The sequence below is a fragment of the Nostoc sp. genome (assembly GCF_036916975.1).
Taxonomy (GTDB): domain Bacteria; phylum Cyanobacteriota; class Cyanobacteriia; order Cyanobacteriales; family Nostocaceae; genus Nostoc.
This window is the reverse complement of record NZ_JBALFF010000035.1, coordinates 48,731-61,199: the sequence shown is the minus strand read 5'-3', so window position 1 is coordinate 61,199 and position 12,469 is coordinate 48,731. Positions and strand designations below refer to the sequence as shown.

Sequence of the window (12,469 nt, the reverse complement as noted above, 5' to 3'; positions counted from 1 at the left end):
TAAGGATGTCAGATTCCGCTTGACTCAAGTTGAGCCGATTAGTTTGATTCAACAGCATAAATTTGCCGCTAGATAACAACCATTATAGCGGCAAAGCGGTTAAAACCGCTCGTTCGTTTTTCCGCTCCGCTCTAAAGAGACGGAGTTCCCAAACGTATCAGGTATTTCTTATGGCTAAATATTAAAGAAGAAAATTTTGCTGCTATTCAATAGTCAATCAATTTTGGATTTTAGCCGCTATTTCTTGTGCCAAAACGTAAGGCTGAACGATGAGAGTATTAAATCGTTTAGTGCGTTGGCGTAGCCCGCCGAAGGCATCGCAATTCCATTCTCCCACTTGTACTGTAGTAGGTTTGGTAATCAATTGCTCATCAATCCACAGTTCCACTGATGGTATGTTATCACTGGCGATCGCTACTCCAACATCCACCAAGTTTAGCTCAAGTGCCACCAAAATTACTGCATCTCGTTGTACATGAGGAATTAGCCACTCCCACTCTGCCTCATCCAAAATTTCTGTTAATTCTGCTCTTAAATCCGACATCATTCCTTAATTTGTATTGGCTAATAAGTAGGTAGGCAAGATAAAACCAAACTATCTAACGAAAAGTAAAATCTCTATATTTGGCTCGTAGTTGCGCTTTAGCGCTAAAGCGCAACTACGAGCAAGTGATGATTATTTGCGCCCACTTACTTAAACTATTTTACATTTTCCTCTCTAAAGCATATATCTGTAGTTTCTTTTAACTGCTGTCCGTGGGTTTAAGTCCCCCAGTTCTAAAATCGGCAAGTAATGCGATTGGGGTTAAATCCCACGTTGTAATGCGAGTCGGAAACCGTCCCCACAACAGCACTCTTCATTACAAAACAAAATTTACGAACGCACAAAGCGTGCCGGAGGCTCTATTACGAATTACGAATTACGAATTACGAATTACGAATTACGAATTATTTTAATTCATCTTCCTAAATCATGCATTTCGTTAATTACTTTGGTACACTTTTGTGTTAATGCTTCTAATTCTTCTTTATTAGTGGAACTGGGAGCATCAATCAAGTTACCAATTCTCACGGTGATCGGAACTGCACGAGGTAGGGACGATCCTTTGTGTAAAATCTCCTCAGTCCCCCAGACACTTACCGGTAATATTGGGGCTTTTGCTTTCGCCGCTAGTAGCAGTGCGCCTCTTTTGGGGTCTGTAATTCGACCATCTGGGGTGCGAGTGCCTTGCAAGAAAACACCGACAGCCCAACCGTTATTGAGATATTCTAGGGCAGAACGAATGGCATTGCGATCGGCATTTCCTCGACTCACCGGGTAAGCGCCGTACAATTTAATCGCTTGCGCCAAAACTGGGATTTTAAATAACTCTTCTTTAGCCATGTACGCCACTGGACGACGTACACAATTAGAGACAATTGGCGGGTCAAAATAACTAGCGTGATTACTTACTACCAACAACGGCCCTGATTGGGGGACATTTTCCGTACCATAAATCTGGCCGCGAAAGTAAGTGTGAAGCATGGGGCTAACGACTGACCATTTAAAGGCGTGGTAAAGTCCCAGACTGATAAACGGTTCGCGGTTTGTGTCCACAGAAGATAATTCAAATCAGACTGAATTTAGCATACGCGATCGCAAGCCCCACAAACGCAAAAAACCTGTAAAGATGAATTGCTTCACCCATCTGGGAATACTAAATCCAGAAAATATCAGGATTTAGCAGGATGAATACCACTACAGTCAGTATTCCCGGATATCGCATCTATGATTTATTCTACAATGGTTCCAGAACGCTGGTTTATCGAGGGTATCGAGAGACTGACTCATTACCCGTAGTCATTAAACTCCTGAAAAATCCTTATCCGAGTTTGGGCGAACTCTTGTGGTTTCGCAATCAGTACACCATAGCTAAAAATCTCAACTCACCCTTAATTATCCAAACTTATAGCCTGGAAGAATATCAAAATGGCTATATGTTGGTGATGGAATTTGGGGGGATTTCTCTTAAAGAATGGGGAGTCGGTAACGCGATTAATCGCGTCTGTACTGGGGAGTCGGTAACGCGATTAATCGCGTCTGTACTGGAAAGTGTAGAAGCTTTAATAGAGTTTTTACGAATTGCGATCGCACTATGCAATATCTTAGATATACTTTACCACTCGCGGATTATTCATAAAGATATTAAACCTGCCAATATTTTAATTAATCCAGAAACTAAAGAAGTTAAATTAATTGACTTTAGTATTGCATCTTTACTGCCACGAGAAACTCAAACCTTAATTAGCCCCAATGTGTTAGAAGGAACACTTGCTTATATTTCCCCAGAACAAACTGGAAGAATGAATCGGGGAATTGACTATCGTACAGACTTTTATTCTTTGGGTGTAACTTTTTATGAATTACTGACTGGACAATTACCATTTCAGTCAGAGGATGCGATGGAGTTGGTACATTGTCATATTGCAAAAACAGCGCCTTTAATACATGAAGTTAATTCAGAAATTCCATCTCTATTATCAGAAATTGTTAGCAAACTGATGGCGAAAAATCCTGAAAACCGCTATCAGAGAGCTTTAGGATTGAAGTATGATTTAGAAAAGTGCTTGCTTCAACTGAATGAAACAGGTAAAATTAAGAGTTTCCCAATTGCACAACAAGATATGTGCGACCGCTTCATTATCCCTGATAAACTGTATGGCAGAGAAACCGAAGTAGAAACCCTATTGCAAGCATTTGAAAGAGTTAGCCTTGGCACAACCGAAATAATGCTAGTTGCTGGCTTTTCGGGGATTGGGAAAACTGCGGTTGTCAACGAAGTTCATAAACCTATTGTTAGGCAACGTGGTTATTTTATCAAAGGCAAATTTGACCAATTTAATCGCAATATTCCCTTTAGTGCATTTGTGCAAGCCTTCCGAGATTTAATGGGGCAACTGCTAAGTGAAACTGATACCAATTTGCAGCAGTGGCAAGATAAAATGATCGCAGCTTTGGGTGAAAATGCTCAAGTTATTATTGAGGTGATTCCAGAACTAGAACGAATTATTGGTTACCAACCTCCGGCTGTAGAACTATCAGGAATGGCGGCTCAAAATCGTTTCAATCTGCTGTTCCAAAAATTTATTCAAGTTTTCACCACACCAGAACATCCCTTAGTAATGTTTTTGGATGACTTGCAGTGGGCAGATTCGGCATCACTGAAGCTGATGCAGCTACTCATGGATGAATCTCAGAGGGGCTAGCTGTTGCTGCTTGGGGCATACCGAGATAATGAGGTCTTCCCGGCACATCCTTTAATGTTGACATTAAATGAGATAGCCAATGCAGGAACCATCATTAACAATATTATCCTCACTCCATTGTGTCAAGTAAGTGTGAATCAGTTGTTAGCAGATACCCTCAATTGTCAACTGGAACTAGCACAGCCATTAACGCAATTGGTGTATCAAAAAATCAAAGGTAATCCCTTTTTCACCACCCAGTTTCTCAAGGCACTGCATCAAGATAATTATATTCAATTTAATTTTGAAATTGGGCATTGGCAATGTAATATTGCCCAAATAAAACAATTGGCGCTGACAGATGATGTGGTGGAGTTTATGGCACAACAGTTGCAGAAACTAACACCAGCAACTCAAGAGGTTTTAAAACTGGCGGCTTGTATTGGTAATCAGTTTGATTTACATACCTTGGCGATTTTTATCAACAATCCCAAACCGAAACCGCCGCTGCATTGTGGAAAGCATTACAGGAGAGTTTGATTCTACCACAGAGCGAAGTTTATAAGTTTTATGTAGGTCAAGAAAATCAAGCCAGTAATCAAGAAATCGCTCAGGCTGTAACATATAAATTCTTGCACGATCGCGTCCAACAAGCCGCTTACTCACTGATTCCTGAAGATCGCAAACAGACAACCCATGTGAAAATTGGTCGCCTGCTGTGGCAAAATACCTCTAAAGCTGAACTAGAAAATCGGATTTTTGCGATCGCTAATCAGCTAAATATTGGGCTTGAACATTTCCATCAACCTCAAGAACGCCATGAACTCGCACAGTTAAATCTCATGGCTGGGAAAAAAGCAAAAGCCTCAACTGCATACAGTTCAGCAATTGCATATCTGAAAATAGGTATCCAATTACTACCATTCAACCCTTGGGAATCTGACTACAATTTGACTTTAAGTTTGTATAGCGAAGCCACCGAAGCCAGTTATCTGTGTGGTGAAATTGACGCAATGGAAGATTTCGCCCAGGAAATTTTACAACACGCGAAAGCTATCACTGATACTGCTATTGTATATGAAGTAAAAATTGAAGCTTACACAGTTCAAGGAAAATTATTGGCAGCGATCGATACAGCCATGCAATTTTTGCAGCCGATAGGCATTGAGTTTCCCAAAGAACCAACACATAAGGATTTTGTTCTCGCTTTGCAAGAGACTCAAGCTACCTTAAGTGGCAAAACAGTTGCAGAATTGGTTGATTTGCCAGAGATGCAGAATCCCGAATTACGTGCAGCCTTGCGTGTCTTAGCCGAAGTAACTACTCCTGCTTATCTAGCAAAACCTCAACTCCATCGCTTGGTGGTGCTAAAAGAAGTTACTCTTTCTGTAAAATACGGAAATATTTCTGCCTCTGCCTTGGCTTACTCAGCGTATGGCCTCATCCTTTGTGGTCAACCAAACAGTATCCCAACAGGCTATGAATTTGGTAAGTTAGCGTTGCAACTGCTGTCCAAGTTTCAAAATCACGAATATAAAGCATCAATCCTCATTGTGGTTTCTCATTTTATTACCCATTGGAAAGAGCCTGTAACAGCAACGCTCAAGCCATTACTACAAGCCTATAGCAGTGGGTTAGATAGTGGAGACTTGGCTTATGCTGGTTATGCTGCCTACATTTATTGCTTCCACGCTTACATCGCCGGTCAAGAATTAACCAAATTAGCTAATGAATTAGTGATTTATAAGGCAGCACTAGAAAAAATTAGCCACAAAACTGCACTCAATGACATCAATATTTATTACCAAGTCGTCTTGAATTTAATCGAGTCAAAAACCACTCCTTGGGAATTAGTTGGCGCAGCCTACGATGAAAAGTCAATGCTGGCGTTAAATAAGCAAACTAAGCATGTTAGTGGTTTATGGCATTTATTCGTAAATAAATTGATGCTTTGTTATTTGTTTCAAGCACTGGATTTGGCGGTGGAATATGCTCTCAAAGCTAAAGAATATTCCGGTTCAGGATATGCAATGATCAACATCCCAGTGCTGAACCTTTATGATTCACTGGTGCAAGTGGCTTTATTTCCTACTTCGTCACCCGCAGAACAACAAAGGATTTTAGAGCAGGTAGCAGAAAATCAGGATACCATGCAACAATGGGCAAATTATGCACCCATGAATCATCTGCATCGATTCCAGTTGGTGGAGGCAGAAAAGTATCGGGTTTTAGCACAAAAAACAGCAGCAATGGAATTTTACGACCTTGCCATTGCTGGAGCAAAAGAAAATGGCTACATCCAAGAAGCAGCACTTAGCAATGAATTGGCTGCTAAATTCTACCTTGACTGGGGTAAAGAAAAAGTTGCCCAGGCGTATATGCAAGAAGCTTACTACTGCTATGCCCGTTGGGGAGCCAAAACCAAAGTAGAAGACTTAGAACAACGCTATCCAGAACTTTTGCGGGTGATTCTGCAACAAAAAAATCTCAAACTTAACTCAATAGAAACATTGAGTGAGAGTGTAATATATAGTGCCTCAATTCACTCATCAACCCATATCTCAAGTTCCTCCAACAGCAATTTGGTGCTGGACTTTGGATCTGTCTTTAAAGCCTCCCAAGCCATCTCTACCGCAATTCACTTAGATGAGCTAATCCAGAGGCTAACTCAGATTATTCTCGAAAATGCTGGTGCCGATCGGTGTGCGTTAATTCTCTTTCAGAATGGCTTATGGGAAGTGCGAGCGATCGCCACCCTAGAAGATACTGTGTTACAAAACGCACCTTTAGATAATCATCCTGGTATTCCAATCAAACTGATCCAGTATGTGAAAAACACTCTAGAAACAGTTGTAATTAATGATCTCAAAACCCATCTGCCTAATGTGATTGGGGAATATATGCGCCAGCATCAACCCAAGAGTGTGCTGTGTATGCCAATTCGGAATCAAGGGCAGTTACTAGGAATTTTGTACTTAGAAAATCAGGTAACAACGGGTGCATTTGTGGGCGATCGCTTAAATATATTAGAATTATTAACCAGCCAAGCGGCGATTTCTCTAGAAAACGCTTTACTCTACAACACCCTAGAGCAAAAAGTAGACCAGCGCACCCAAGAACTTCATCACAAAAATCAGCAATTGTCCCATACTCTCCAGGAATTACAACAAACCCAAGCTCAATTGATTCACGCTGAAAAAATGTCGAGTTTAGGGCAAATGGTTGCTGGGATTGCCCATGAAATTAATAACCCGATTAACTTTATTTATGGTAATATTACATATTTAAAAGAGCATTTTCATGATTTGCTAGAGGGGATTAATCTCTATCAACAGCAATTTCCCCAACCTACTAGCGAAATTCAAGCTTATCTCAATGACAAAGATTTAGATTACCTCATCAAAGACGTACCAAATCTGCTGAATTCAATGGAACAGGGTACTCTACGCATTCAAAATATTGTCTTATCTCTGCGGAATTTTGCCCGACTTGATGAAGCAGATATTAAACCTGTCAATATTCATGAGGGTATTGAGAATACGCTGTTAATTCTGCAACACCGACTCACTGAAATTGAAATTATCAAAGACTATGCTGAACTTCCGCAAGTGAATTGTCACGCCAAACAAATCAATCAGGTAATCATGAATATCTTGAATAATGCCATTGATGCCTTAAATGAAGTCAAAAAAACAAGTACCATTACAATTCGTACAGCACTAAGCAATTCTCTAACTAAGAGTGTGAGCATTCGCATTGCCGATAATGGTATTGGAATTTCTGAGGAAATCCAAAAACGAGTTTTTGACCCCTTCTTCACCACAAAAGCTGTCGGTAAAGGAATGGGATTAGGATTAGCTGTAGCCTACTCCATTATGTCAACTCATGGCGGACAAATTAATTTCGTTTCTAAATTAGAACAGGGGACGGAATTTGAGATTATCCTACCTGTGGAAGGATAAATAAAGCAATTAATCAGGCAAATCAGCAGCACTCTGGATATTTTTTAATATTAAGTCAGGGCTACTACGTTTAATTAAACCAGTTAGGACTTTACCAGGGCCAATTTCTATTACTTGCTGAATGCCGTTGGCTGGTAATTGCAGAGAAATTTCTCGCCATCTTACAGAACCAGTCATTTGTTTGTTCAGGCGCTGCTTTAAAGTCTCGGCATCTATAGACGCAATTGGTTCTACATTAGACAACACTGGCACAATAGCTGGCTGAAATTCCACAGATTCTAGAATGTCTTGGAATTTTGCAGATGCTGGTGCTATTAAATGTGAATGAAATGCTCCAGAAACCTTTAGAGGAATCGCCCGCTTTGCTTTGACTTGAGTCATTACCGCTTGTACAGCCTCAGTAGTGCCTGAAATTACCACCTGAGCCGAACTATTATCATTTGCTATTACCACATCAGGCGTTTCGGCAATGACTTTTTCTAACTGTTCGCAATCAAAGTTCATCAAAGCTGCCATCATACCACCGACGGCATTATCCATGAGTTCTGCACGACGCTTTACTAGATATAAACCAGCCGACCATTCAAAGACACCCGCTACATAAAGGGCAGAATATTCTCCCAAACTATGACCAGCCACTAAATCTGGCTGGTGTCCTCGTTCTCGGAGAAGATCGGCAAGAATGCTTTCTATCACATAAAGACTTGGCTGAGTGTATAGCGTCTGTGATAACTTTTCTTCTTGGTTTTGACAGATTTCGGTTACAGACCAGCCCAAAATTTCCTCAGCCTGGGCAAGCTTATCTTTAGCCGATGGTATATCTAATAAATCCATTCCCATTCCCAGCGCTTGGGAACCTTGTCCGGGAAACACCCATGCAGTTTTTGTCATTGGTCAATAGTCAGAAAAGTGAAAAGTTAGGAGTTAGGAGTGAGGAGTGAGGAGTTAGGAGTTAGGAGTTAGGAGTTTGGAGTTTGGAGTTTGGAGTTTGGAGTTAGGAGTTAGGAGTTTGGAGTTTGGAGTTAGGAGTTAGGAGTTAGGAGTTAGGAGTTTGGAGTTTGGAGTTTGGAGTTTGGAGTTTGGAGTTTGGAGTTTGGAGTTAGAAATTAAAATTCATAACTCTTAACTCATAACTTTTAACTCCTAATTCTTCACCTTCCCCATTGAAAAATTGCTGCACCCCAGGTAAGACCGGCACCGAAGCCGGATGCAGCAATGATGTCATTGGGTTTAATTTTACCTTCCCGCACTGCTTCATCTAAAGCTAAGGGAATGGAAGCAGCAGAGGTATTGCCGTACTGGGCGAGATTACTTATAATTTTATGTTCTGGGACATTCAGTCGTTGGGCAACAGCATCAATAATTCGCTGATTAGCTTGATGTAATAGCAGCCAATCTATTTTGTCAATACTGAGGTTGGCTTGAAATAAGGCTTTATCAATGATCTCTGGCACTTTTTGCACAGCAAAGCGGTAGACTTCTTTGCCGTTCATAGTAATCGGTTGGTAACCGCCTTTAGTGATATTTACATTGGGGAGGAGTTCTTGGGAAGTGCCTGTGTATGCAAGGCTGAGGTGATGGTTTTGAGTGCCATCACTTTTAAGGGCAAATCCTAATAAGCGATCGCTTTTAGAAGCCTGTAATACTACTGCCCCTGCACCATCACCAAACAATACACAAGTGCGCCGATCTTCCCAATCTACCCAGCGAGAGAGGATATCTGCCCCAATCAAAAGTACGTTTTTATAAACACCTGTTCTAATGTATTGGGCTGCTGTAACCAAACCAAACACAAAGCCAGAACAGGCTGCGGTCAAGTCAAAAGCTACTGCGTTGGTGGCTCCCAATTGCGCCTGTACTTGACAAGCACTACCAAACAAATCATCAGGGGTGGAAGTTGCCAGCAAAATTAGGTCTAGGTCTTCTGGTTTAATTCCCGAGGCTGCGATCGCATTACGGCTGGCGGCAGTAGCTAGCACACTCAAGGACTCAGATGGCAGGGCTAATCGCCGTTGACGAATTCCGGTTCTACTGGCAATCCACTCATCTGATGTTTCAACTACTTCACTCAATGTCTGGTTGTGTAGGGAAGTTGCTGGTACTGCCGAGCCACTTCCGGTAATTGCTACGCCTAAGTTTTGCACTCCTAATCTCCCAAGCTATCAGCTTTTTGTCATTTGTCATTTGTCCTTTGTCCCCTCTTACAAAGTTCTCATCGGAGGAAACCTCCGCTCCGACTTTGCGCTTTGTCATTTGTCCTTTGTCATTTGTCCTTTGCCAGTTGTCAGTTGTCCTTTACAAATGACCAATGACTAATGACTAATGACCAATGACCCTTCGGGTTCACCAGTTGCTCATGGGGGAAACCCCCAAGACCCCACTGGCTCACCAATGACTAATGACTAACCGCTTTCGCGCTCTAGGAGATATTGGGACTGAATTCGTTGTAGCACCTGCTTGTCAACGGCTTCTTTGGCCATGCGAATTGCATTAAATATTGAAGGAGCTTGTGAGCTACCGTGACCGATAAAACAGACTCCCGCCACGCCTAGCAGCAAAGCGCCGCCGTGTTCTGCGTGATCCATGCGCTGCTTAATCCGCTTCAGGTTTGGTTTTAAGAGTGCTGAACCGATTTGACCGTGTAATCCTTGGGGTAATTCTTCCCGCAGAATTTGCAGAATCACTTCTCCGACGGCTTCGGCAAATTTTAATAATACATTGCCCACAAAGCCGTCACAGACAATCACATCAAAGCGACCGGAAAGCACATCACGCCCTTCGGCATTGCCAATAAAATTAATTTGAGAATTTTCGCGGAGCATTTGGTGGGCGCGGACGGCTGCATCATTGCCCTTAGACTCTTCTTCACCGATGTTCAACAAACCCACCTTCGGTTCAGCTGTACCTAAAACATATTGACTGTAAGCCGATCCCATGACGGCAAACTGCTCTAAAAACTTCGGACGACAATCTACATTTGCGCCGACATCAAGTACTAACACTGGCTTACCAGCAATAATTGTGGGAAAAACAGTCCCTATGGCTGGGCGGTCAATTCCCGGCAATCGTCCTAATCGGAGCAAAGCAGATGCCATAGCTGCCCCAGAGTGACCGGCAGAAAATACGGCATCTGCTTTTTGCTGCTTGACTAAATCCATCGCCACATTGATAGAAGCCTTGCGTTTGCGTCTAACTGCATTTAAAGGCTCCTCATCCATAGCGATCGCTTCCTCAGCAGGAACGATATCCACCTGCCCTAAATTCGTTTTTGGCGGCAAGGCAGCTTCTATTTGTTGAGGATCACCAACCAGTAATACATCTACACCCAATTCTTCCCTTGCTCGCAATGCGCCAGCAACGATTTCACCGGGTGCGTGATCCCCTCCCATTGCGTCAATTGCGATCCTTACGCGAGTCGATCCCATTGCTCACAGTTTTTAGAAACCTTACAAATTTTACCAGATGGCAAAGCCCGAAAAAGCTTAACTTTCTGAGCGCCAAATTATTTCTGTTACTATTGCAACAATTTTTGCTGGCAAGCTCAAGATAGCACGAATTTGGGCATAGGGGATTTGGGATTGGGAAGAGGCAGAGGGTCGGGGTGCTGCTCTTGCTGAGGGGAAAACTCTTCTCCCCTGCCCCCTGCCTCCCCTGCTCCCCTGCTCCCCTGCCTCCCCTACTCCCTACTCCCCACTCCCTTCTACCCAATTAACTAGCGTCCGAACGCCGTAGCCGGTTGCCCCCGCACTGTCGTAGCCATTTTCTTTATCTGTCCACACTGGGCCTGCAATGTCTAAGTGCGCCCAAGGTGTATCTTTGACGAATTGCTTAAGGAAAAGGGCGGCGGTAATGGAACCACCGGGACGCGGGCCAGTATTTTTCATGTCCGCAATGCCAGACTTTAGCCCTTCAAAATATTTTTCTTCCATTGGCATTCGCCAAATCTTTTCTCCTGAAGTTTGGGCGGCTTTCTCTAGCTGGGAAGCTACAGCATCATCGGGAGTGTACAAACCAGCAATATCTTCACCTAAGGCAATGACGTTAGCGCCGGTTAGGGTGGCTAAATCCACGATCGCATCTAATCCCAATTTGTCGGCATATACTAAGGCATCTGCTAGAGTTAAACGTCCTTCAGCGTCGGTGTTGTTAACTTCGATTGTTTTGCCGTTTGATGCTGTAAGAATGTCTCCAGGGTGCATAGCGCGACCGCTAATCATGTTTTCAGCCACCGCCGAGATGAAGTGAACCTCAACATCTGGCTTAATTTGAGCAATTGCTTTTGCTGCACCCAAGATAGCAGCTGCACCGCCCATATCTATTTTCATGGTTTCGATGCCGCTACCAGCACCTTTAATGTTGAGTCCACCGGAATCGAAGGTTACACCTTTACCAATAATTGCTAGTTTCCTTTTGGGTGTACCTTCTGGCTTGTAAGTCAGGTGAATGAATTTAGGTGGCAATTCCGAAGCTTGGGCGACTCCCAAAAAAGCACCCATACCCAACTTTTCACAGTCTTCTCGTTCTAGAATTTTTACTTGTAAACCGTGATCCTTTGCGATCGCTTGAGCAGTTTCTGCCAAAGTAATTGGTGTTACTGCATTAGCTGGTGCTGCTACTAACTCCCGGGCCAAGTTTACCCCTGACACAATTTGTTTGGCGCGGGCGATCGCTGCTTCTTGTCCACCGAATCCTAGTAAATCTACGGTTTCTATTTGTGCTTTATCTTCTGGTTCAGATTTAAAGCGAATATCTTGGTAAAGCGCCAATTCTACACCTTCTGCGATCGCTTGGGCGCTTGCGGCTGGATCGTTATTCCACAATGGGAAACTAAATCCCAAAATTTTGCTTTTTTGCTTTTTTCCTACTCTGGCTACAGCAGCAGCAGCGCGTCGCAAAGTATCGAGTTTTAGTTCATCTGGTTTACCTAAACCTACCAGAATCAATTTACGCACTGGGCTACCAGGATTTACGCGAGTGAAAATGCTACTGTTGGCTTTACCTTTAAATTCTTCTTCAGCAATTAGTTCTTTTAATACCCCGGAAAACTTTTGATCTAAAGTTGCCAATTCTCCAGTGAGTTCTACTGCATCTTCAAATAATCCAATTGCCAAACTATCGCCTGCCCACTCTAGCAAAGGCTTATCACTAGGTTGAATTGTCATGTTGGGATTTTGTGTAAATATTCCTTCTTGTACCAGTATTGCTCAAAATTCTTGTTTCAGGCTGAGGGGAGATGAGGGAGATGAGGGAGCAGGGGCCAGTAGCTATAATGTTTTTTTTAT

Annotated in this window: 6 protein-coding genes and 1 pseudogene; 1 reads left to right on the top strand and 6 read right to left on the bottom strand. The window is 42.7% G+C overall.

Annotated elements, in window-relative coordinates; all coding sequences use genetic code 11:
* Positions 1-217: 217 nt before the first annotated feature.
* Positions 218-544, bottom strand: a complete 327-nt coding sequence (locus V7K73_RS07290) for a DUF2288 domain-containing protein (RefSeq protein ID WP_334878516.1) — start codon at positions 542-544, stop codon at positions 218-220.
* A gap of 414 nt (positions 545-958) precedes the next feature.
* The gene (locus V7K73_RS07285) at positions 959-1,597 is read right to left on the bottom strand and encodes a lysophospholipid acyltransferase family protein (protein ID WP_334878509.1); all 639 of its coding nucleotides are present in this window, start codon (positions 1,595-1,597) and stop codon (positions 959-961) included.
* Positions 1,598-1,728: 131 nt separating this feature from the next.
* On the opposite strand from V7K73_RS07285, the pseudogene V7K73_RS07280 reads away from it, so the two are divergent.
* A pseudogene (locus V7K73_RS07280) lies at positions 1,729-7,187 on the top strand (trifunctional serine/threonine-protein kinase/ATP-binding protein/sensor histidine kinase).
* A gap of 9 nt (positions 7,188-7,196) precedes the next feature.
* Here V7K73_RS07280 and fabD read toward each other — a convergent pair.
* The 4 genes from fabD to V7K73_RS07260 all read right to left on the bottom strand — a co-directional run bounded on the left by fabD (position 7,197) and on the right by V7K73_RS07260 (position 12,349).
* Positions 7,197-8,078: an ACP S-malonyltransferase gene (gene fabD / locus V7K73_RS07275; RefSeq protein WP_334878507.1), complete on the bottom strand. Its 882-nt coding sequence runs from the start codon at positions 8,076-8,078 to the stop codon at positions 7,197-7,199.
* A gap of 260 nt (positions 8,079-8,338) precedes the next feature.
* A complete protein-coding gene (locus tag V7K73_RS07270) occupies positions 8,339-9,331 on the bottom strand; it encodes a beta-ketoacyl-ACP synthase III (RefSeq protein WP_334878505.1) in 993 nt (330 codons plus the stop codon).
* Positions 9,332-9,589: 258 nt separating this feature from the next.
* A complete protein-coding gene (gene plsX / locus V7K73_RS07265; RefSeq protein WP_334878503.1) occupies positions 9,590-10,612 on the bottom strand; it encodes a phosphate acyltransferase PlsX in 1,023 nt (340 codons plus the stop codon).
* Between the two features lie 258 nt (positions 10,613-10,870).
* Positions 10,871-12,349: a leucyl aminopeptidase gene (locus tag V7K73_RS07260; RefSeq protein ID WP_334878501.1), complete on the bottom strand. Its 1,479-nt coding sequence runs from the start codon at positions 12,347-12,349 to the stop codon at positions 10,871-10,873.
* Positions 12,350-12,469: the final 120 nt, after the last annotated feature.

Bases quoted from the DNA above. Each gene is read 5' to 3' on its own strand.
- V7K73_RS07290 (WP_334878516.1), bottom strand. From the start codon at position 544: ATGTCGGATTTAAGAGCAGAATTAACAGAAATTTTGGATGAGGCAGAG.
- fabD (WP_334878507.1), bottom strand. From the start codon at position 8,078: ATGACAAAAACTGCATGGGTGTTTCCCGGACAAGGTTCCCAAGCGCTG.
- plsX (WP_334878503.1), bottom strand. From the start codon at position 10,612: ATGGGATCGACTCGCGTAAGGATCGCAATTGACGCAATGGGAGGGGAT.
- V7K73_RS07260 (WP_334878501.1), bottom strand. From the start codon at position 12,349: ATGACAATTCAACCTAGTGATAAGCCTTTGCTAGAGTGGGCAGGCGAT.